Origin of the sequence: Methanoculleus sp. UBA413 (assembly GCF_002502935.1) — an archaeon.
Taxonomy (GTDB): Archaea; Halobacteriota; Methanomicrobia; order Methanomicrobiales; family Methanoculleaceae; genus Methanoculleus; species Methanoculleus bourgensis.
Genome location: NZ_DAQR01000008.1, coordinates 337 through 20,777, shown reverse-complemented (window position 1 = coordinate 20,777; position 20,441 = coordinate 337). Strand labels below are relative to the sequence as shown.

The 20,441-nt window shown below is 60.5% G+C and carries 19 protein-coding genes; 9 read left to right on the top strand and 10 right to left on the bottom strand.

Annotation, left to right across the window (positions count from 1 at the left end):
* Positions 1 to 136: 136 nt before the first annotated feature.
* The 3 genes from acs to BP858_RS00925 all read right to left on the bottom strand — a co-directional run bounded on the left by acs (position 137) and on the right by BP858_RS00925 (position 4,647).
* Complete coding sequence (acs, locus tag BP858_RS00935; protein ID WP_281767997.1) at positions 137 to 2,035, bottom strand: acetate--CoA ligase; 1,899 nt, start codon at positions 2,033 to 2,035, stop codon at positions 137 to 139.
* A 279-nt stretch (positions 2,036 to 2,314) separates the two neighbouring features.
* Complete coding sequence (locus tag BP858_RS00930; protein ID WP_286878596.1) at positions 2,315 to 3,016, bottom strand: endonuclease III domain-containing protein; 702 nt, start codon at positions 3,014 to 3,016, stop codon at positions 2,315 to 2,317.
* Positions 3,013 to 4,647: an NAD+ synthase gene (locus BP858_RS00925; protein WP_214166674.1), complete on the bottom strand. Its 1,635-nt coding sequence runs from the start codon at positions 4,645 to 4,647 to the stop codon at positions 3,013 to 3,015. The genes BP858_RS00930 and BP858_RS00925 overlap by 4 nt, the downstream gene beginning before the upstream one ends.
* Positions 4,648 to 4,879: 232 nt before the next feature.
* On the opposite strand from BP858_RS00925, the gene BP858_RS00920 reads away from it, so the two are divergent.
* Together BP858_RS00920 and BP858_RS00915 are read left to right on the top strand one after the other, a co-directional pair.
* A complete protein-coding gene (locus BP858_RS00920) occupies positions 4,880 to 6,214 on the top strand; it encodes an ATP-binding protein (protein WP_214166675.1) in 1,335 nt (444 codons plus the stop codon).
* Between the two features lie 10 nt (positions 6,215 to 6,224).
* The gene (locus BP858_RS00915; protein WP_250317267.1) at positions 6,225 to 7,457 is read left to right on the top strand and encodes a GNAT family N-acetyltransferase; all 1,233 of its coding nucleotides are present in this window, start codon (positions 6,225 to 6,227) and stop codon (positions 7,455 to 7,457) included.
* A gap of 91 nt (positions 7,458 to 7,548) precedes the next feature.
* Here the strand turns inward: BP858_RS00915 and BP858_RS00910 are convergent, their stop codons facing one another.
* Positions 7,549 to 7,740, bottom strand: coding sequence for a hypothetical protein (locus tag BP858_RS00910; RefSeq protein WP_286878595.1), 192 nt, complete (start codon positions 7,738 to 7,740; stop codon positions 7,549 to 7,551).
* Positions 7,741 to 7,992: 252 nt separating this feature from the next.
* Here BP858_RS00910 and BP858_RS00905 point away from each other — a divergent pair, with 252 nt between their 5' ends.
* On the top strand, positions 7,993 to 8,490 hold the full coding sequence (locus BP858_RS00905) for a metallophosphoesterase (RefSeq protein WP_074175487.1): 498 nt from the start codon (positions 7,993 to 7,995) through the stop codon (positions 8,488 to 8,490).
* Between the two features lie 451 nt (positions 8,491 to 8,941).
* Here the strand turns inward: BP858_RS00905 and BP858_RS00900 are convergent, their stop codons facing one another.
* Together BP858_RS00900 and BP858_RS00895 are read right to left on the bottom strand one after the other, a co-directional pair.
* Complete coding sequence (locus tag BP858_RS00900) at positions 8,942 to 10,201, bottom strand: hypothetical protein (protein WP_250317268.1); 1,260 nt, start codon at positions 10,199 to 10,201, stop codon at positions 8,942 to 8,944.
* 658 nt (positions 10,202 to 10,859) lie between these two features.
* On the bottom strand, positions 10,860 to 11,033 hold the full coding sequence (locus BP858_RS00895) for a hypothetical protein (protein ID WP_179965905.1): 174 nt from the start codon (positions 11,031 to 11,033) through the stop codon (positions 10,860 to 10,862).
* Here BP858_RS00895 and BP858_RS00890 point away from each other — a divergent pair.
* Positions 11,008 to 11,484, top strand: coding sequence for a pyridoxamine 5'-phosphate oxidase family protein (locus BP858_RS00890; protein ID WP_014867219.1), 477 nt, complete (start codon positions 11,008 to 11,010; stop codon positions 11,482 to 11,484). The genes BP858_RS00895 and BP858_RS00890 overlap by 26 nt on opposite strands.
* 203 nt (positions 11,485 to 11,687) lie before the next feature.
* Here BP858_RS00890 and BP858_RS00885 read toward each other — a convergent pair whose 3' ends face one another.
* Positions 11,688 to 11,852, bottom strand: coding sequence for a hypothetical protein (locus BP858_RS00885; RefSeq protein WP_214166676.1), 165 nt, complete (start codon positions 11,850 to 11,852; stop codon positions 11,688 to 11,690).
* A 79-nt stretch (positions 11,853 to 11,931) separates the two neighbouring features.
* On the opposite strand from BP858_RS00885, the gene BP858_RS00880 reads away from it, so the two are divergent.
* Positions 11,932 to 12,312 carry a hypothetical protein gene (locus BP858_RS00880; RefSeq protein ID WP_014867220.1) on the top strand — a complete coding sequence of 127 codons (381 nt, stop codon included), beginning with the start codon at positions 11,932 to 11,934 and terminating at the stop codon, positions 12,310 to 12,312.
* Here BP858_RS00880 and rpiA read toward each other — a convergent pair.
* The gene (gene rpiA / locus BP858_RS00875) at positions 12,301 to 12,999 is read right to left on the bottom strand and encodes a ribose-5-phosphate isomerase RpiA (RefSeq protein WP_074175485.1); all 699 of its coding nucleotides are present in this window, start codon (positions 12,997 to 12,999) and stop codon (positions 12,301 to 12,303) included. The two genes, BP858_RS00880 and rpiA, sit on opposite strands and share 12 nt — an antisense overlap.
* Positions 13,000 to 13,019: 20 nt before the next feature.
* Positions 13,020 to 13,811, bottom strand: a complete 792-nt coding sequence (surE, locus tag BP858_RS00870; protein ID WP_214166677.1) for a 5'/3'-nucleotidase SurE — start codon at positions 13,809 to 13,811, stop codon at positions 13,020 to 13,022.
* 83 nt (positions 13,812 to 13,894) lie between these two features.
* Between surE and BP858_RS00865 the strand changes: the two genes are divergently transcribed.
* Both BP858_RS00865 and BP858_RS00860 read left to right on the top strand, forming a co-directional pair.
* Positions 13,895 to 14,785 (top strand): ATP-grasp domain-containing protein, encoded by an 891-nt coding sequence (locus BP858_RS00865; RefSeq protein ID WP_074175483.1) that lies wholly within the window; start codon positions 13,895 to 13,897, stop codon positions 14,783 to 14,785.
* Positions 14,782 to 15,708 carry a hydantoinase/oxoprolinase family protein gene (locus BP858_RS00860; RefSeq protein WP_074175482.1) on the top strand — a complete coding sequence of 309 codons (927 nt, stop codon included), beginning with the start codon at positions 14,782 to 14,784 and terminating at the stop codon, positions 15,706 to 15,708. The genes BP858_RS00865 and BP858_RS00860 overlap by 4 nt, the downstream gene beginning before the upstream one ends.
* Positions 15,709 to 15,785: 77 nt before the next feature.
* On the opposite strand, the gene BP858_RS00855 is transcribed toward BP858_RS00860, so the two are convergent.
* Positions 15,786 to 16,358, bottom strand: coding sequence for a hypothetical protein (locus BP858_RS00855; protein WP_238320561.1), 573 nt, complete (start codon positions 16,356 to 16,358; stop codon positions 15,786 to 15,788).
* Positions 16,359 to 16,956: 598 nt separating this feature from the next.
* Here BP858_RS00855 and fdhF point away from each other — a divergent pair.
* Together fdhF and BP858_RS00845 are read left to right on the top strand one after the other, a co-directional pair.
* On the top strand, positions 16,957 to 19,023 hold the full coding sequence (gene fdhF, locus BP858_RS00850; protein WP_286878593.1) for a formate dehydrogenase subunit alpha: 2,067 nt from the start codon (positions 16,957 to 16,959) through the stop codon (positions 19,021 to 19,023).
* 2 nt (positions 19,024 to 19,025) lie between these two features.
* Positions 19,026 to 20,264, top strand: coding sequence for a Coenzyme F420 hydrogenase/dehydrogenase, beta subunit C-terminal domain (locus BP858_RS00845; protein ID WP_074175480.1), 1,239 nt, complete (start codon positions 19,026 to 19,028; stop codon positions 20,262 to 20,264).
* The last annotated feature ends 177 nt before the right edge of the window (positions 20,265 to 20,441 follow it).

The window sequence follows — 20,441 nt, the reverse complement described above, 5'->3', positions numbered from 1 at the left end:
GTGGCAAGCCGTGTCAGCACTTTTGATGCTGGATATTGCTTACTTCTTTGCGAACGCGCGTCAGAATGCTCTGAACCATGTGGATATGCGGTCGCAAGGTACTTTTGGGATGTGCTCGGGATGACAGCCGGGTCGTTCACTCCTCCAGGGTCGAGATGTCCCCGGGGTCCACGCCCATTTCCTGCGCTTTTAAGACCCGTCTCATGATCTTGCCGCTCCGGGTTTTGGGGAGCGAACTGACGAAATCGATCTCGGACGGCATGGCGATGGGCCCGAGTGTCATCCGGACATGGTAGATGAGGTCTTTCTTCAGTTTCTCCCCGGGCTGTTGGCCGTTCCTGAGGATGACGAAGGCCTTGATAGTGTTGCCCTTCAGGGCGTCTGGTTTCCCGATGACGGCCGCCTCAGCCACCGCCTCATGGGAGACGAGCGCGCTCTCGACTTCCGCGGTGCCGATGTTGTGCCCGGCGACGACGATCAGGTCGTCGGCACGCCCGATGACCATGATGTAACCGTCTTCGTCCTTCACCGCGAGATCAGCAGCGGTGTAGCACCCCGGGATGGTCTCCCAGTACTTACGGTAGCGTTCATCATCTCCCCAGACCGTCCGCATCATCGATGGCCAGGGCTCCTTGATGACCAGGAGGCCGCCGGTACCGGGCGGGACCGGGTTACCCTCCCGGTTGACGACGTCCGCGACGACACCCGGGATCGGCCTTCCCACGAATCCCGGGCGCATGGGCTCGCCGATCATCGTGGTCAGCATGTGCATCCCGGTCTCGGTCTGCCACCAGGTATCCACGATCGGGCACCTGTCCTTTCCGATAGTGCGGTAGAACCACTCGAATGCCTCAGGGTTGAGCGGTTCGCCGACTGACCCGAGGATACGGAGCGACGAGAGGTTATAGCGGTTCGGCCACTCCTCGCCCACCCGCATGAACATCCGGATGGCGGTTGGGGCGGTGTAGAAGATGGTGACACCGTACTCCTCGATGAGGTCCCACCAGGTACCCGGCGTCGGGTGATCGGGGGTTGCCTCCGCGATGAAACAGGTGGCGCCGTTCAGGAGTGGGCCGTAGACGCCGTAACTGTGGCCGGTGATCCAGCCGGGGTCGGCGGTGCACCAGTAGACATCATCGTCCCTGATGTCGAAGACGTGCTTTGTCGTGTAGTAGGTCCCGACCGTATACCCGCCGCAGGCATGCACGATGCCCTTTGGTGCTCCGGTGGTGCCGCTCGTGTAGAGGATGAAGAGCGGATCCTCGGCATCCATTGGTTCAGCAGGGCATTCACGGCTCTTGCCGTCTACCAGATCATAGTAGTCGACCTCCATCTCGGGGTGGAGCTCCACGGGTATATCGGTATCGCGCCGCAGAACGACAATCCGCTCCACGCTCGGCGCATTGACGACTGCCTCCTCGACGATGTTTTTGAGCGGGATCGCCCTGCCGCGCCGGTAGGTGACGTCGGCGGTGATGACCACCTTCGCGTTGGTGCCCCGGATCCGCTGGTTGAGTGCATTGGCGCCGAATCCCCCGAAGACGACCGAATGGATGGCCCCGATCCGGGCACAGGCCAGCATCGCGATGACCTGTTCGGGCACCACCGGCATGTAGATGCAGACCCGGTCGCCCTTCCCGACGCCAAGGCTTTTGAGGCCGTTCGCGAATCGGCAGACCGCCTGGAAGAGCTGGCGGTAGGTGTAGATCCGCTCCTCGCTCTCGGTCTCTCCCCGCCACATGAGCGCGACCTTGTTGCGTCGCTGGTTGTGAGCGTGGCGGTCCAGGCAGTTGTGGGTGATGTTGAGTTTCCCGTTCAGGAACCACCTGGCGTATGGGTAGTCCCACTCCTTCACACGGTCCCAGGGCTGGAACCACTCAAGCTCTCTGGCGACGTTGTCCCAGAACCCATCGGGGTCTGCCAGGAACGCCTGGTAGGTCTTGGTGTAGTTGCCCATCCAGGACTGTTCCCTGCACCTGACCTCGGGAGTGTAGTACTTCGCCTCCTCGAGTTTGACACTGAAATTTTCAGTCATCCGATTACCCCTATTCTACATTATTAATAATGTAGATCCTATATCAACATTCTGGTTGAATGGGTGGATCCGGCGTGAAAGGCATGCCTCCAGGGGGCAGGTCAGGGCATGTGCACCCGGAGAGGGGTTGCCCGGCGTTCGTGCGAAAATCACCCCGTTTCGCACAATTTGAGTCTCCAGGCGGTCAGTTCGTCACGCTCCCAGGTACGGCCATTGCCTCGCCGGGGCAGGGACCTGCCGCGCTGTCTTGCGTGCAGGGGGCGCGAACTGGTATAAGGGTTACGGATCGTAGCGTGACATCAGGTCTGCAGCGGCGCACCGGAGCGAACCGCGTACTATACGGATGGGACAGCGGTCGCAGAGCGGTGACTTCCTGCACGCAGTCTTTCCAAGCCTGACAATCTGGGCGTGATAGTCGTTGAAGAGCTTCACGTCCGGGAGCAGATGATCGGAGAAGAGGCGCTGCGTCCGGTCGTAGGAGACCTTCTCCGGCAGGAGGCCGTAGCGCGAGAATATCCGTCTGGTGTAGGCATCGACGACGAAGACCGGCTTTCTACAGGCGTAAAGCAGGATGGTATCCACGGTCTCCTTCCCAAAGCCCCTGACCGCGAGCAGGCGCTCACGGAGTGCGCCTGTCTCCACGGCAGCCATCACCGCCGGGTCAGCCTGAAACTCAGCGACGTAGATCCCGGCGAACTCCTGGATCCGCTCCGCCTTCTGGTTATAGAACCGGGACGGGATGATCAGTCGGGCGATATCACCGGTGTCGGCCGCGGCGAGCAGGTCGGGGTCGAGCATCCCGGCGGCTTCCAGGTTCGCGATGGCCTGCGCCGCGTTTGTCCAGGAGACGTTCTGGGTGAGGATAGCGCCGACCATCGTCTCGAAGGGGGTCTTTGCAGGCCACCAGTGCTGGTGGCCGAACGAAGCGTGCAGGGCGTCGTAGATCGTGAGCAGGTCGCCGGTGAGGGGTTTCGGTCTCATCGGCAGACATCCTCCTGCCACCACGGCCGTGCGGTGATCGTCATCCGCCAGTCGGCGCCGAAGGCCCGGCCGGTCACCCTGATCCCGGGCGCGGCCTGCCGGCGCTTGAACTCGGCCAGCCTGACCATCCTGAGGACCCGGTGGACGGTCTCCGCGGGATACCCGGCGGCGATGATATCACCTGGAGACTCGAAACAGTCGATGTGGCGATGGAGGATGGCGTCGAGAAGGTCATAGGGGGGGAGGACCTCCTGGTCGGTCTGGCCGGGGCGGAGCTCGGCAGAGGGGGGTTTTTCCAGCACCCGATCGGGGATGACCGGACGCTCCCTGTTCAACCACCGGCTGATCCGGTAGACCATCCCTTTCGAGACGTCGCCGATCACCGCAAGACCCCCCGCCATATCCCCATAGAGGGTCGAGTAGCCAACCGCGGCCTCTGATTTGTTCCCGGTGGAGAGCAGCATGGAGTCGAACTTGTTGGCAAGGGCCATCAGGACTACCGCCCGGATCCGGGCCTGCAGGTTCTCCTCGGTTGTGTCCCGGGGAAGCCCGGCGAAGACCTCCGCGAGGATTCCGTCGAACGCCTCCATCGCCGGGGCGATCGGGAGACAGCACGTCCGGATGCCGAGGTTCTCTGCAACCTCCCGGGCATCCTCGATGCTCTCCGGCGAGGTGTAGGGCGAGGGGAGGAGCACCCCGAGGACGTTCTCCGGCCCCAGTGCCCGGGCAGCGACCGCGGCCACAAGCGATGAGTCGATCCCGCCGGAGAGGCCGAGGAGGGCTGTCTCAAAACCAGATTTCCGGACGTAATCGCGGGTGCCGAGCACCAGCGCCTGCCAGATCTCGGATTCTGGTGCGAGATCGTCGGGAGCGACCGCCTGTGGGCCGGGGCGGTCGAGATCAACAGTCACGATATCTTCAGCGAAGGCCGCCCCCCGAGCGATGAGCGTCCCGTCGGCGCTGAAGACCGAACTCCGCCCATCAAAGACCAGGTCGTCGTTCCCGCCGACGAGGTTCGCTACGGCGATCACGACCCGGTGGTCCCTTGCGGTGCAGGCGAGCGCCTCCTCGCGCAGACCCTGCCTTCCGACAGCAAACGGTGATGCGGCGATGTTCACGATAACCTCAGCGCCGGCACTGACCAGTTCCCCGGCAGACCGTCCGCCGCACCAGATCTCCTCCCCGATAGAGACTCCCACCCTCCTCCCGGCGAGGAGGAGGACCCGGGGAGCCCCGGCCGCCGGCTCAAAGTAATGCCCTTCATCGAGTGCGCCGGAGGGGGAGAGATGGGTCTTTCCGAACGTCTCCCGGACAGCCCCATCCCTGAGGAGGGCTGCGGCGTTGAGGAGCGGTCGACCGGGGCCGGCGCGGTCCTGCGCGGCAAAACCGACGATGACCGGCGGCGCATCCTCAAGGTCGGCGGCCAGGTCTTCCATGACCTCGAGGCTCCGCTCCACAAACCCTCTCCCGAGGAGCAGGTCCCGGGGCGGGCACCCGGTCAGGGAGAGCTCCGGGGTCACGATCAGGTCCGGCCGGGAGTGTGCTGCCTCCTCGACACCTGCTGCTATCAGGTCGGCATTGCCGGTAAGGTCTCCGACGACTGTGTTCACCTGGAGGAGTGCGATCTTCATCTGTCCTGATCACTATTGGCGGAACCGATGGCATATGCCTTTGCACGGCCCTGCTTGCAGGAGAAAGAGAGCTGCGACACCCTGTAAGGCACTTCAGATCAGATCCCTTTTAAGGGCCGGAGGCTAAAGCGCCATTAGAGACTATGCAGAGAGCGCACCATAGTTCAGCACCCTCCGCCCCGTGCAGGAGGCCGTTTACGTCCCGTATTCACAATAAGGGGGAGTCAGCCTGATGCCCGGGAAACGCCGGTCTGCAGGCGGGAATACCCGGCTCCTCCTGGTTGCGGCATCGGTCATCGTCGCCTTCGCCGCAAACGCTGCCGGGCTTTTCTTCGGCGTCACCAGTGTCCTCCCGCACCTCTTCTACCTGCCGATCGTGCTTGTCGCCTACTGGTTCCCCCGCCGTGGTACCGCCTCCTCGCTCGCCCTGAGCCTCGGCTACCTGGCGATGACCCTGCCCTTCGCCGGGGGAGACGCAGGGCTGGCCGTCGCAGCGCTTGCGCGGGCCGTGGTCTTCGTTGCCATCGGCGCTGTAGTCTCGCTTCTCTCCCTGAGACTGCGGGAGCAGGAGCAGCGCTACCGCGGGGTCTTCGATAACTCGGAGGCAGGGACATTCATCGTTGCACCGGAGAATGCCGGTCCCCGCATCGAGGAGGTCAACTACGTGGGTGCCGCCCTCCTTGGCTCCACGACAAAAGACCTGATCGGCGAGCCCATCACCCGATTCCTCGACGACCCGGGGGCGTGGAGAGATTTTCAGGTGAAAGTCCGCCCTGATAAGGCCGTCTACGGCTACGAAGCGGCCCTCCGCCGTCCGGACGGGGTTGCTGTCCAGGTTATCGTATCAGGCGGCCGGCTCCCGGACGGGCGGATCATCCTCACGCTCGTCGATATCACCGCCCGGAAGAGTGCCGAAGATGCGCTCCGCCAGGCCAACACCAAACTGAATATAATGGGGCGCCTCACCAGAAATGACCTTATGTCGGCGGTATCGGGACTCCTCCGGAGGATCAGCGAGGGGATGGGCGAGTTTGACGACCCTGCCGTCCGCCGGTATCTGGAGAGCCTGGAAGAGGATGCCCGGTTCGTGCAGCGCCGTGCGGAGATCACCCGTGACTACCAGGACCTCGGTCTCCGGCCGCCGGGATGGCAGCCCCTGCAGGAGGTGATCCGGGAAGTGATGTCGTGCCTGCTGCTGCCCGGGGTCTCGGTCCGTTCCTGGGTTGAGCGGCTTGAAGTCTTTGCTGATCCGATGCTCGACCGGGTCTACGTTAACCTGATTGAGAACTCAGCCCGCCACGGGGAGACCGTATCAGAGGTCGTTATCACCTACCAGCTCCGGGACGATGGGCTCGTTATCTACGTTGAAGACGACGGTGTGGGCGTCCCCGAAGCGGAGAAGGAGAAGATCTTTGAGTACCGCGTTGACGGCGGGGGCGGACTCGGGCTCTTCCTCGTCCGGGAGATCCTCTCTATCACCGGTATGACGATCCAAGAGACCGGGAGGCCGGGCGAGGGGGCGAGGTTCGAGATACACGTGCCGCCGGATGGATACCGGCTCATCTGAGGCGAAGTTTATGTTTACAAAGGTGCTTATCCCGACAGACCTCTCTCCGGCCTCTGCCGTTGCGGCGGAGCGGATAGGTGAGGTTCCGGGTGTCCGCGAGGTCGTTCTCTTCCACGCCCGGGTCTCGGCCGGGCCCCTGCCCACTGATGAGCCGCTCCGCCGAATGGAGGATCAGGTGCGGCGGCAGGGTATCGCCGTGGAGGTGGTGGTCGCGGAGGACGACGGGACGCCTGTTCCTGAGAGGATACTCAGCGCAGCATCCAGGGCAGGCGCCGACCTGATCGCGATGGGCGTCCGGGATCAGGGGTTGCTCCGGAACCTCTTCTCCGGGAATGTTGCGGCCACCGTACTCCGCGATGCCAGGATACATGTCCTGGTCGTCCCGCGGTCAGGAGGTGGCAGCGGACCGCTCTTTGCGCGGCTGCTGGTGCCGACCGATCTCGCAGTGCCGGCGCCGGAGGTGCGCTCGATCCTGGAAGAGCCTGCCGCTGGCGGGACGGCGGTGCTCCTGCACGTTCTCGAACCCGGACGTGGCGGCACAGAGCAGGAGGCAGCGGATCGGCTCGCTGCCCTCAAGAGTGCCCTCTCGCCCGCTGGTCGGGAGATTCGTGGCATAGTCAGGACCGGAAGCCCGGCGCGCATCATCTGTGCGGTAGCAGATGAGATCAGCGCCACTGCGGTCATCATCCCGCGTATCGGGAAGCGTGATGCCCCCGGGAGCGCCCCGCTTGGCAGCGTCACCGCAGGTGTTGTGGGGTGCGTAAAGCCGCCGGTGCTGGTGCTGGCAGTCCCAATTCACCTGCAGATAACAACCCGGGAGCTCCGGAGAGAGGAGTTCGCGCTTGCAGAGGAGGTATGGACCGACTATCACCAGTTAAAAGCAGATCCGGAGACAGACCGGATATTCGGGGTCTTTGCGGACGAAACCCTTGTCTCGGTCGCCCGGTGCCGACGGCACCCGGACGGCTACGAGGTGGACGGTGTCTTCACCCCGGTCAGGTTCCGGGGGAGAGGATACGCCCGGAAAGCCATGGATGCACTCGTTGAGGCATGCCAGCACGATACCCTGTACATGCACTCGGTTCGGAACCTCGTCGACTTCTACGGGACATACGGGTTTGTATCGATACCGGAGAGCGATCTCCCGCCGAGCATCAGGGCGAGGTTCGCGTTCGCCCTCGGCGAGATGGAGGGGGCAAACGTCCAGCCGATGCGTCGGGTTGCAGGCCGGTTCCGGAAGTAATGTCGGTGCGGCGGTGAAGAGATTGGCCGCCTCTGCAGGACCAGCCTTGAACCCGCCGCCCCTCTCCCCTCAACAAAACCGCTGGCCCGGTTCAGTCGTCGTAGATCGCCAGAGAATCCATGTCGTCATCGTAATCATCGGGGTACGGGACATCGATGACTACCGCGCCATCCTCGAGGATATCGCCGATCTCGACATATATCCCTGCAGGAAATTCCCGCTCTTCTGTGCTGCCGTCAGGGTGTTTGACATACGCCCACATGCTGTAGCTCCATGAATTCATTTTTTCAGGGCTCCCCGTGCACCAAATCCAGGGGTCCGACCCATCCTGGGAGCATGCCCATAATCCAGTATCAGATAATAGCCTGATAAAGACCTTCCGGTGAAAAGAACCGGAGATTGCAAGGATGCCCCGGGTTTGGGGTAGTATTATGGTTAAAGGCGCATATCCGGAGCCCGGGGGAGGGACGTCCGCCTCACGGTGGCGCCGGGATGATGCATAGCTATTATCGTAACAGCGGTCAGGAGTGCATACATGCGCATCGGGATACTCTCCGACACACATGACTACCTTGAGATGGTGGATGCGGCCGTAGGGCAGCTGAACAGGGAACGGGTGGATCTGGTACTCCATGCCGGGGACTACATCTCACCGTTCGTCATCCCCCGGCTGGCGAACCTGAGGTCCCCCCTGATCGGTGTTCTCGGGAACAACGACGGCGACCATCACCTCCTGACAGCGCGGTTTGCCGAGCATGACCACCTCAGCCTGCGAGGTGCTTTTGCCGCCGTCACCATGGGCGGCATGACAATAGCCCTCCTCCACGGTGATGACCGTGAACTTCTGCAGGCGCTCATCGGACGCAAGGCATTCGATGTCGTGGTCCACGGTCATACTCACCAGGTGGGGGTCAGGAAACTCGGGGGAACGCTGGTTGTCAACCCCGGGGAGACCTGTGGTTACCTGACCGGCCGGCCGACCATCGCCGTGCTGGATACGGTGGCCAGGGATGTGGAACTGCTCTCCCTCTGACCTGTGGAAGGAGAATAGCGGGTCATTTCACCTTAACTTGAGGGGGCGTTGGAGTGTTCGCCGGTCTCTCGCGCTCTCGCGTGAAGTCCGTGTATCTCCCCCCGACCAGAACCCTTCGCGTCCTTCGTGGCTTCGCGTGAGGTGGCGATCTGCACCAGGACCCACATGGTAAGGTGGAGTTGTCCACTACCCCAGTACTTCGCTAAAATTTTTGAGGAAGCCAACCGGAGGTCAAACCACCGACATCCCTTCGCGGCTTCGCGCCTTTCGCGTGAGGCTTTTTTTGTTACGCTTGTACGTTACCTCACGCGAAGTCCGGGTCCGGGTGCTACCAAATCCTCTTTTTAGCGTCGCGCGAGCCACATCGATCATTGCTGGGTGCCAGAATTAGCGAAGTACTGTACCCTGAGGTGGAGCCTCATGTGGGTTTCATGGTAAAACGGGTGCGGGGTTATGCCGCACCAGGTTCTCCGGCCTCTTCTCCGGCTATTTTCCCAAGGTTCCATGCCGGGGTGCCGGCATACCCGAGATCGGCCCTCAAGGTCGCTCCAGAGACGTTCAGGGAGGCGGGAACATCGAAGTAGAGGTAGCCTTTCAGCGACTCGTACCGCTCCAGTGTCTTCTGGTCGAACGACTCCCCGAGTGAGGTGAAGGCCGGGACATCGAGGGGCGCAAACGTTGTCCCCTGGTATTCAAGTGTGAACGCGCTCCGCCCCGGTGTCTCGATGGAGTAGAGATCGGAGTTGCCCTTGTGCCCAAGGTTCGTCGACTTGACGACGGCGAGGAGGAACATACGCCCTTCGCCTGCCTCAACTTTCATTGCTGATGCATTGACGGGAGCCTCCTGGTACGCCGTTGCGGTCCTGGTAGACTCCGCGAGCAGCGAGACCATGTTCTCGCCTGACGGGTCGTCATAGGTGTGGCGTTCCTGGAGAGACAGTATCGCCGGGGACGGCATGACCTGCACCGGCATGGCTCCGGCCTGAACGGCGGGTGCTGCTGCCAGGGTGGTGGCAGTGGCGCTCCCCCTCATGGACGCACTGGTCTGCTGGCTGACCGCTTCAAGCCCTTCCGATGCCTCGACGAGTTCCCTGAAAGCCGTCGGCGCGGATTCTGGGGTGTCGAGGAGTTCCCGGCTGGCCGCGGAGTAGGCCGCAAGCGACCTGATGAACTCGTCTTTTGTGGGCTGCTGTCCGGGAGATACCTGGAACGATTGCACCTCACCAAGCAGCCGGGTGGAGAGCGCATGCAGGTCGTCCGCCGCAACAGAGGCTGCATCTGCGTCCTGCATGTAGAGGGCATGGGCGTGCTCCATCGAGAGTTTCATCAGGCTGATCCCGGCGGTGTTGATCAAACCCGTCAACCGTTCATCGTCATAGCGTCCGGCCCATTCGGGAGGAGCATCATCAGGGGGGACCGGCAAGGCTGATGTTTCGTTGCTGCTGTTCTGGTTGGCAGGCATCACCAGTTCCTCATCGGCGCCGGGGGGCAGGTCGGTGGTCTCCTCCCCGCCAGGAGGTTCCGGGACGCCGGATGGCTCCGTTCCGTTCTCTGCCGTCAGCAGATCGCCGGGTGAGAGCTGTAAATGTTCCCCTGACTCCAGTGCTGCAAGCCCGTGACCGGGATCGGCAACGGCCGGCGTGGAGATGAGGAATCCCGCGCAAATGGCGATTCCGAGAGCAATAAGAGCGTTTGCGTGGTGCTTGCTCATGCGCATTTTTTAGCAAGTCTAGAATATTAATATTATTATATTGTCCGTTGGAAAAAAGGGTCTCTGTGGCAAAACTGTTTCCGGTATCAATCGAAATCCGCCGTCCATGGACCGGTGCACCGGGAGGCCGGGGTACTGAACTGGAGGCAGGCGTCAAGAACCAACGGGAGAATGCAAGCAGCGTCCTGGGAGTAGCCTTAAATTGGAAATCAAGTCCCGGTAGGGGGAGGACCGTCCCCCTGGTTCGACCAGAGGCCACGCCTCATGTCTGTCATGGCAACCCCGTCATCCCTTCTCCGGAGGCATGCCCGGGAACGGCTCCTCCCCCGGATATTATCGCGCACTGCCCCCCATCCCCGCGGCGATGTCCATCCCGGTCCACTGCCGGGGGAGAGCCCGGGGAAATTTACCCCACCGGGGTGGGGATGAGCACCTGAACCCGAACGGGGGGTCAACTGAGTCTGATAATTCGGAATCGGTGTACTAGTGGAGCATTTCATCTAATATTGTCCATGCAATACCATCTCACGCGAAGGGCGCGAAGCCGCGAAGTTCGGTTGCTGGGCGGCAGAGTCCCCTTCGCGTTCTTCGCGTCTTCGCGTGAGGTGGCGATCGCTCGCCCCGCATCAGGACCCGCAACATAAGGTGAAACGGTCCACTAGTCTGGCCTCTCGCCGTGCTTCACGGACGTTTCGACAATTAAAAGAGGAATTGCCTGGTATGATTTTCCTTCTTCAGAGGAGAGTTCTCCTTCTGTGGAAACATATATGAACTCGCACGGGTTATCGGGATAAGAGGGATATCTGATGGAGATCGTGAAGATCCCGAACATGGATAAAGCAGAGTATGACCAGCTCATCGAAGAGGGTTTTATCAGCCGTATTGCATTCCAGGGAAATAAATACCCATACATCGCCCCGTTTATCTACGTCTTCGACGGGAAGTTTCTCTACTTCCTGGCGACCAAGTACGGCAGGAAGAACGCACTCTTCCGGCAGCACCCGTATGTCTCCGTAGAGATCGAGAAGTATTCGAGCGACCTTTCCTGTTATACCTTCGTGACAATGCAGGGTTACCTGGTGCAGCTTGAGGACGCGATCGAGAAGAAGATCATCAGGGAGAAGTTCGTGGATATGATCAAGAGGCACAACCTCTCAAAGAACATCCTTGCCGCGCTCGGTCACAAGCCCGAAGAACCGATCGAGGCGATAGCATCAGAGGAGCGTTCAAATATCTGGAAACTCACCGGTGTGACCGACATCGTCGCCTTAAAGAACTTATAATCTGGCTGATTATCTAAAGACACCTCCGCCGGGGAATCTCCCCCGGCAATACCTATCATAGTCGGGCATGCCTGCGCCCCCACATGAGAATCGTGAAATGGGCCCCCGGATTGGTCGATATACCGGGGCACCGCCCCATGCTCTTTTTCTGGTGGTCGTTGACCCGATTGAGCAGGTCTATGAGCAGTGCCGGGGCGCTTCGTTCACCGATCCGTCCGCGCTCTGTACCTATCGATGCTCAGGAGCAGCACCCCGGGCCCGCCGCATATCTGCTCATTTCGCCTCACCAGCGCCGGATCTGCAGATACGGTGGAGAGAGAATTGACCGCATCGACGCGATACTCCATCAATTCTCTCAAATCAATCATAATCGCCAAATATCCTATTGAAATAATAATATTTTTATAGTCAGATTTAAAACAATAGATACTATCTGATGGTGAACGGATGAGGTCAGACAAAGTACGGTATTTTACGCCACGCGATGAAGAACTCGCCGAACTTCTCATGGGTATCGGCATCAAGAGAAACGTCTCAAAAGTGCTCGTATATCTTGCAAATACAGATGAAGCGACGTCCCGCGATATCGAGCGGGGCACCGATCTCCGTCAGCCCGAAGTCAGTATCGCCATGCGCTACCTCAGGGAGTGCGACTGGGTGGATACCCGTGAGAGCAAGTCGGAGAGCAAAGGACGGCCGGTGAAGATCTACACGCTCTCCCGCCCGATAACAGAGATCATGGATACGATCGAGAAGGAAAAGAGGAAAGAAGCCCGGCACCAGTTAGACCTTATCCAGAAGATGCGGGAATGTATATCAATGCAGTGATACGACGCGACAACCCTTTCCCTCACCAACAATAACCGTTATCTTTTCTCTATAGGCGGTAAATAGACCGCATTCCAGCGCACCGGGGATGGCAGCTATCGCTGTTTCCAGGCTTTCAGGATCCATAATCGCTCCAAAGTCACAGTCAAGAATGAAGTTGCCGTTGTCGGTGACGACCGGGCCGTCTTTCTTCACCCCCTCTCTGAGGACCGGGCTGGCACCGAGTGCGGCGAGGCGCCGGGAGACGGGCGCCGAGGCAAATGGGAGCACCTCCACCGGCACAGGGGCGTTTAAGGTCTCTACCATCTTCGTCGGGTCGACGACGATGAGCACCTCCCGGGCAGCGTCGCAGACGCACTTCTCACGGAGGAGGGCTGCCCCCCGCCCTTTGATCAGGCGGAGATCCGGGTCGGCCTGGTCTGCTCCGTCGATGGCTATATCGAGTTCGGGATGCTCATCAAGGCTGGAGAGCGGGATGCCATACTGGTGCGCCCGGATGGCCGCCTGGTAGGATGTCGGGACGCCGGTGATAGATAGACCATCTTCGGCGATCCGCTCACCCAGCCGCTCCATCGCGAAGAAGACGGTCGACCCGGTACCGAGGCCGATAACCGTCCCGTCCTCGACCATTCCGGCTGCGTGGTAGCCTGCATTCCGCTTTGACGCTGCCTGCTGCGCTTTATCCATATGTATTCTTCACCTCCGATTCAGATAGCCATGCCGTCGAAGATACCCCTGAGGTCGTCCTTGGCGCGGAACGCCGTGCAGTCGAGCGTGATCGGCGTGATCGAGACATTGCCTTTCTGCACCGCGTGCACATCGGTCCCCTCTTCCGCATCCTCGTGCAAGGGCCCGTCGATCCAGTAGTAAGGGCGCCCGCGGGGGTCGAAGCGTTCCTCAACGCCGGTGTAGAAGAGTTTCTCGGCAAGGCGGGTGATCTCATAGCCGCCGCGCACCGGCGTCGGGATGTTTACGTTGATGACGTGAGCATTCTCCGGGAACCCGTTAGCGAGGATCTTCTCGCAGACCTCCCGGACCACCCGTTTCGCATCGCTAAATCGGTCTGTGACCCCTGACGGGTCATCAAACTTGTCGCCCTGGTCCTCAACCTGCAGCGAGAAGGCGAGGGACGGCACCCCCTGGTTGGACGCTTCGAGCGCGGCCCCGACGGTGCCTGAGGTCATGATGGACTCGTATGAGAGGTTCTCGCCGATATTGATGCCGCTGACTACGAGGTCCGGGTTCAGGCGCAGTGCAAACAGCCCGATGATCACGGCATCTGTCGGTTTCCCGCCGACCGAGTATGCCGGCACCCCGTTCATCGTCACCCGGGTTGCACGAATCGGCTCAAAGATGGAGATCGATCTCCCGACCGCGCTCTGCTGGGTGGCGGGCGCGACCACGGTGACGTCGGCGATCGGTTCAAGCGCCTCGTAAGCCGCCCAGAGTCCAGCGGAGGTGATTCCATCATCGTTGGTGAGCATTATCTTCGGCTTCATTCGTGCCTATATAGGGCGTTCCTGCGCATCAAACATTTGCCCGATCGTCAGGGTCAAGTGTTTGCCAGCCAACCTCTACTACGATGAAGGCTTTTCTCGCCGAATACTCCGTATGCAATGATCCCGAACTTGCACCTGAGGGTGCCGCCATGCTCGCCGCGATCAGCGGGAGTTTTGCCCGCTGTGGCTACGATGTCGTGATGCCGGAGGAGCCCGACTTCGAGGGCGAGATCCGGAGGCTTGCGCCCGGGTGCGACGTGGGACTGGTTATTGCGCCGGATCATCTCATCTTCCGGTATACGCATCTCCTTGAGCAGTTCACCCACAACATCGGGTGCGGAAGCATGAATGCAGCAGTCTGTGCAAACAAACAGCGGACAGCAGCGATCCTCGCCCGGCACGGGATAGCGGTACCTCCCGACGCCGGAGAGGGAAGACGGGTCGTCAAACCGATCATGGGCTGCGGCGCACAGGGAGTCAGGCTGACTGATGAGGAACCGGGCGCCGGCGAGTTCGCCCAGGCCTACCTGGAGGGGGAGACGCTGAGCGTGAGCCTCGTGGGGAGCCGGGTGACCGGCAACGTCTGCGAGTACTACTCGGGCAACCCACCGCTTCTGCTCGCTATCAACCGGCAGGAGATCGTCGTCGACGGAGACGGGAATTTCCGGTATCTTGGGGGCGAGACACCCGTCCATCCTGACCGTGAGGAGGAGATCGTCTCCACTGCCATCCGCGCGATGAACGTCCTCGGGTGCCAGGGATACGCCGGGATCGACATCATCGCCGGTGACCGCATCTACGTGGTGGACGTCAACCCGAGACCCACGACCAGCCTGGTCGGGATTGCGGAGGTCATGGAGGAGGAGGAGATCGCAGATATCCTGGTAGCAGCGTCGCACGGAGAAGCGCCAGCAGAGGTACACCTCTCAGGGAGGGTCCGGTTCGATAAAGACGGGAGGATTAGCCGGGTATGATCGGTATCGATATCGGCGGTGCGAACCTCAAGGTTGTCGATGACGCCGGTGTGCATATCCACTACTGCCCGCTCTGGCAGGGCGCGCCGCTCGCTGATCTTCTCGAACCCTATGCGGGACCTGCCGCCGTGGTGATGAGTGGAGAACTGGCAGACTGCTTTGCGAGTAAGATAGAAGGGATCCGGTGGATTGTCGATGCTGTTCATGCGGTCATCCCGGGTGCGGCCTTCTACGGCACCGATGCGGCGTTCCACACCCGGCCGGTCCCGGACCTTGCCGCAGCAAACTGGCTGGCATCGGCCGACTACCTGAGGGAAGAGTACGCTGATGCGGTTCTTCTCGATGTCGGGAGCACCACCGCCGACGTTATCCCCCTCAACCGCTTTGAGAGCCTCAAAGGGCTGACTGATACCAGGCGATTGCAGAAGCACTACCTTGTCTACACCGGCATGCTCAGGACGAACGTCGCGACGCTTCTTTCGTCGGTCACGCTGGACGGGACGGTGACCCCGGTGAGCACCGAGTACTTCGCTACAAGCGCCGACGCGCATCTCGTACTCGGCCACATCACCCCGGAAGACTACACCTGCCCTGCCCCGGATAACGGCGAAAAAACTCCCGATGCGGCGCTCCGAAGGCTTGCCCGTGTTGTCTGTGCCGATATCGATGAGATAAGGGGAGACGGAGCCCTCCAGATCGCCCGGCAGTTCTGGCAGGCCCAGCGGACGCTGATCACCCGCGCGGTAGGGCGCGCACTCTTCCAGAGCGGTGCCGACCGGGTGATCACGGCAGGGGTAGGAGCGGACCTCTTTGCCCGGGAGCTGGACGGCGTGACGTTGAACCGGGAGCTTGGCGTAGTCTCTGATGCACTGCCCGCGTATGCGGTCAGGGAGGTGGCGCTACGGCAACACGCTTGCGACTGACCCTCATCCTGCTCGCGGCATCGGTCACTCTCACGGGGGTATCGCTGGTGCTTGGTTTCCCGTTCTTTTTCCTCTTTCTATTCATACCGCTGATCCCGCTCTTCGGAAGACCTCCTGCCGTGAGGCGCTGCCCTGTCTGCGGGTGGGAAACCGCAGGCAGCGAGCGCTTCTGCCCCTACGATGGGACCGCACTCACGCCCGATTGCAGAGATGGAGAGGTTTAAGAGGGAGAGCGGTAGGGGGAGACCGAAGAGTTCAGCCGCCGGTATCGCACCGAAGTCCCGGGAGGCGTAGTTTCGGATCGTCCCGCGGTCTACGACGATCCCCATCGCCTTGAGATACTGTGCCACCCTGTTGAATGGCATCTGATGTGACAGGAGGAGGCAGAGGTCGACGATGGGAGAACCAAGGCGCGTATCCTGATAGAAGGGTGCATCCGCGTAGCAGAGACGGCCGCACTTCTGGCAGTAGAAACGCTTCACGTAGACCCTGATTGTGCGCTCTTCTCCATGCTCGAGTATGACGGCAAATCGCTTTGCCCGCAGGTCGTGCCCGGCCACCGGGCCACCGCACGACGGACAGGCATCGAGGTCGGTGAACTTCACGCCGTCCATCGATGCCAGAGCGTTTCCCACCAGATCTGCGAGCATGGGGGATATGGGTATTGTTCTCTTCATTCTGCAGAAAATCCCCTTTCATGCCCCCATACCGGGGGCAGGTGTTCCTAAGGATGTTTCTCCTTCACCGGCAATAACTCCTCTGTCCTGGGAGGTGCTGACCTCTTCCGGCATATCGGCCCGTCGTGGAGCATTTTATCTAATGTAGGAGTTACGCAGTTCGCCCGGAATGACGACCTCATTTGATTGGTATACGCGATTTGTTAACCCTTTTTAGTTGACAAACATTGAGTCACGATGCATTCTGCATAACTTCTAATGTCTCACGTGGCATCTCATCAACTCTCGCGCTCTCGCGCGAAACCGCGAAGTTTTTCCGTTTTCTGTCTCGTCCTTCGCGCCTCGCGTGAGGTGGCGATCTGCACCAGGACCCACTGATAAGGGAAATGCTCCAGTAGAGAGAAGATGCGTCATCAAGCGTTGAGATCCGGTCACCAGGGATCGTATGCGCACATCCACTGGTATTCTCATTTGTCTGCCTCTGCTCCACCAATATTAATCAAAAATATCGGAGTTAACCACTACTGTTAAATATCCCTGCACCTATATTACTATTATCCGAGGTTTTACCATGGAACTCAAGTATGTACAGACAACATGCCCGTACTGTGGTACGGGATGCAGCTTCAACCTCGTGGTGAAGGATGGAAAGGTTGTCGGCACACAACCATACACCCGCTCACCTGTCAACGAGGGTAGGGTATGCCCCAAGGGTACCTATGCTCATGAGTTCGTAAACAGCCCGGATCGTCTCACAAAACCGCTGATCAAGAAAGACGGCAAGTTTGTTGAGGCGACCTGGGACGAGGCTTACGACCTGATCGCTCAAAAGTTCAAGTCATACAAGCCCGACGAGTTCGCAGCGCTCGCATCGGCCAGGGTCTCCAATGAGGAGAACTACCTGCTGATGAAGTTCACCCGCGGCGTCATGAAGTCACGGCACATCGACCACTGCGCCCGGCTCTGCCATGCATCCACCGTCGCGGGGCTTGCCGCATCGTTCGGGTCCGGTGCGATGACCAACTCGATTCTCGACATCGCCGAGTCGAAGTGCGTCTTCATCATCGGGTCCAACACCTTCGAGCAGCACCCGCTGATCGGCCGCAAGGCCATGCAGGCAAAGCTGAACGGCGGGAAACTCATCGTATTTGACCCGCGCTACACGCCGACCGCCAAGCAGGCGGACCTCTACGCGTCCTTCTACTCCGGCACCGACGTGGCCATCCTGAACTGCCTGATGGGAGAGATCATCAGGAACGGATGGGAGGACAAGGAATGGGTTTCGACCCGTGCAAAGGGATACGAGGAACTCAAAGCGGTCGTGCTCAAGGATGATTACCTCCCCGAGAACGTCTCGAAGATCTCCGGCATCCCGGCCGAGCAGCTCAAGACTGCAGCCGAATGGATCGGTACCGCCGAATCCTGCGCACTCCTCTACTCGATGGGAATCACCCAGCACACCGTGGGTGTTGACAACGTCAAGTCGACCGCAAACCTTCAGATGCTGACCGGAAACATCGGCAGGCGCGGCGGCGGCGTGAACGCACTCCGCGGCCAGAACAACGTGCAGGGTGCCTGTGATATGGGAGCCCTCCCGGTTGTCTTCACCGGTTACCAGAAGGTCACCGACCCGGCCACCCACAAGAAGTTCGCCGATGCATGGGGCTTCCCTGACGGCATCTGCGAGCCGAAGAACGGCTACGAGGTCACCGTCATGATGGACGTCCTGACCGACAACCCCGGCGAACTCAAGTGCATGTACATCATGGGCGAGAACCCGATGCTCTCCGACCCGGACCTCAACCATGTCAGGGAGGCCCTCGAGAGCCTGGAGTTCCTGGTCGTGCAGGATATCTTCCTGACCGAGACCGCCGAACTCGCCGACGTCGTCCTGCCTGCCGCCTGCTATGCGGAACGGGGCGGCACCCAGACCAGCACCGAGCGGCGTGTTCAGATGTGGCGCAAAGCCCAGGACCCGCCAGGTGAAGCGAAGGAAGACTGGCAGATCATCAGCGAACTCGCCGCAAAGATGGGCTACGCGAAACAGTTCCCCTACCAGGACATCGAGGAGATCTTCAACGAGATCGCCGCAGTCACCCCGTCCTACCACGGCATGAACTACGAGCGGCTCAACAGGCCCGAAGGGCTCCACTGGCCCTGCCCCACCACAGAGCACCCCGGGACACCTATCCTGCATATCGGCAAGTGCTCACACCCCGACGGAATGGGCGTGATGCATGCAATCGAATGGAAACCGCCTGCAGAGGTGCCCGACGAAGAGTACCCCTATCTCTTCACAACCGGACGCTGCATCTGGCACTGGCACACAGGGTCCATGACCCGCCGGTCCGAGACGCTCGATGCCGAGGTTCCCACCGGCTGGATCGAGATCAGCCCCGAGGATGCGAAGGCGCTCGGCATCCAGAACAAGGAGATCGTGCGCGTGAGCACCCGCCGCGGGTCCATCGACGTCCCCGCAAAGGTGACTCCCGACATCAAGAACGGTGTCATGTTCATGCCGTTCCACTTCGTCGAGTGCGCGGCAAATATACTGACCCACAACGCACTCGATCCGATCGCGAAGATCCCGGAGTTCAAGGCATGTGCTGTAAAGGTTGAGAAGATTACGGAGGCCTGAAAATGGTAGCAAAAGGAGACACTGTTTACGCATGGGCATCCGATGCCGCCTGCCAGGAGAGGGGCGAGTGTGGTGGAGCGGTCACCGCTCTGCTGACGCACGCGCTCAAGACCGGCATGGTGGATGCTGTCCTTGCAGTCAAGAAGGGGCAGGACATCTACGATGCTGTGCCTGTGCTCATCACCGACCCCGCCGAGATTGCGGAGACGGCAGGATCACTTCACTGCGGGACGCTCCTGCTCTCGAAGCTCTTCAAGACTTATCTGGACGGCGCCGCGAATATGCGGATCGCTGTGACGGTGAAGGGCTGCGACGCGATGGGGCTGTATGAGCTTGCGAAGCGCAACCAGATCAACCTGGATAATGTCCTGATGATCGGCCTCAACTGTGGCGGCTCGGTCAGTCCGGTTCTGGCCCGGAAGATGATCCGCGAGAAGTTCGAGGTCGACCCCGACGATGTCGTCAAGGAGGAGATCGACAAGGGCCAGTTCATCATCGTGACGAAGGACGGCCAGCACAAGGGCATCTCGATGGACGAGCTCGAGGATGAGGGATACGGCCGTCGGTCGAACTGCCGCCGGTGCAAGATGAAGATCCCGCGTCAGGCCGATCTCGCCTGTGGGAACTGGGGTGTCATCGGTGACAAGGCCGGCAAGGCCACGTTCATCGAAGTCTGCTCCGAGAAGGGCGCAAACCTGCTTGATGCCGCCGTGAAGGCCGGAGCCGTCGCTAAGGAGCCCGCGAACCCGAAGGGGATCGAGATCCGCGGCAAGGTCGAGAACGCGATGCTGAAGCTCGGCGACAAGTGGCGGGCACGCTACTTCGAGGGGCTTGGCGAGGGCAAGGAACGCCTGAAGAAGATCATGGACGACACCTCCCGGTGCATCAAGTGTTACGCCTGCATCGAGAACTGCCCGATCTGTTACTGCGTCGAGTGCAGCACGAAGAAGGGCTACCTGGTCGAGCCCGGTCAGGTTCCGCCGCCGTTCATGTTCCACCTGATCCGTTACGCCCACATATCGGACTCGTGCATCAACTGCGGCCAGTGTGAAGAGCACTGTGCGATGGATATCCCGAACTCGCTCTTCATGCACGCCCTGCAGGTCGACCTTCAGGAGATGTTCGGCCACACCCCGGGTGTGGATATGGAACTCCCGGTGCTTGCGCTTGTTGAAGAGCAGACTGAGCGCAAGCGGCTTGCCGACACCGGTAGCGACCAGATCTTTGACATCTTCAAGTAAGGAAGAATCTCCCCCTTTTTTTTGCACGTGGCGACACGGCAGCGCAGTTTCTTCAAGCCTGTAGTCCACATGACTCAGAGTATTCTGACGCACATTCGCAAAGAATTGAGCAATATCCTGCGTCAAAAGCGCTGACACGGCTTTCCACCGGGTGTCGCCTCGCGGGGGAGGGACCGG

Coding starts and splice junctions, on each gene's coding strand:
- BP858_RS00895 (WP_179965905.1), bottom strand. CDS start 11,033: ATGTTCGGGATCTTCACGATCTCCATCAGATATCCCTCTTATCCCGAT.
- BP858_RS00890 (WP_014867219.1), top strand. CDS start 11,008: ATGGAGATCGTGAAGATCCCGAACATGGATAAAGCAGAGTATGACCAG.
- BP858_RS00930 (WP_286878596.1), bottom strand. CDS start 3,016: ATGAGACCGAAACCCCTCACCGGCGACCTGCTCACGATCTACGACGCC.
- acs (WP_281767997.1), bottom strand. CDS start 2,035: ATGACTGAAAATTTCAGTGTCAAACTCGAGGAGGCGAAGTACTACACT.
- BP858_RS00910 (WP_286878595.1), bottom strand. CDS start 7,740: ATGAATTCATGGAGCTACAGCATGTGGGCGTATGTCAAACACCCTGAC.
- fdhF (WP_286878593.1), top strand. CDS start 16,957: ATGGAACTCAAGTATGTACAGACAACATGCCCGTACTGTGGTACGGGA.
- BP858_RS00865 (WP_074175483.1), top strand. CDS start 13,895: ATGAAGGCTTTTCTCGCCGAATACTCCGTATGCAATGATCCCGAACTT.
- BP858_RS00905 (WP_074175487.1), top strand. CDS start 7,993: ATGCGCATCGGGATACTCTCCGACACACATGACTACCTTGAGATGGTG.
- rpiA (WP_074175485.1), bottom strand. CDS start 12,999: ATGGATAAAGCGCAGCAGGCAGCGTCAAAGCGGAATGCAGGCTACCAC.
- BP858_RS00900 (WP_250317268.1), bottom strand. CDS start 10,201: ATGAGCAAGCACCACGCAAACGCTCTTATTGCTCTCGGAATCGCCATT.
- BP858_RS00860 (WP_074175482.1), top strand. CDS start 14,782: ATGATCGGTATCGATATCGGCGGTGCGAACCTCAAGGTTGTCGATGAC.
- BP858_RS00845 (WP_074175480.1), top strand. CDS start 19,026: ATGGTAGCAAAAGGAGACACTGTTTACGCATGGGCATCCGATGCCGCC.
- BP858_RS00885 (WP_214166676.1), bottom strand. CDS start 11,852: ATGATTGATTTGAGAGAATTGATGGAGTATCGCGTCGATGCGGTCAAT.
- BP858_RS00855 (WP_238320561.1), bottom strand. CDS start 16,358: ATGCTCGCAGATCTGGTGGGAAACGCTCTGGCATCGATGGACGGCGTG.
- BP858_RS00880 (WP_014867220.1), top strand. CDS start 11,932: ATGAGGTCAGACAAAGTACGGTATTTTACGCCACGCGATGAAGAACTC.
- BP858_RS00925 (WP_214166674.1), bottom strand. CDS start 4,647: ATGAAGATCGCACTCCTCCAGGTGAACACAGTCGTCGGAGACCTTACC.
- BP858_RS00915 (WP_250317267.1), top strand. CDS start 6,225: ATGTTTACAAAGGTGCTTATCCCGACAGACCTCTCTCCGGCCTCTGCC.
- surE (WP_214166677.1), bottom strand. CDS start 13,811: ATGAAGCCGAAGATAATGCTCACCAACGATGATGGAATCACCTCCGCT.
- BP858_RS00920 (WP_214166675.1), top strand. CDS start 4,880: ATGCCCGGGAAACGCCGGTCTGCAGGCGGGAATACCCGGCTCCTCCTG.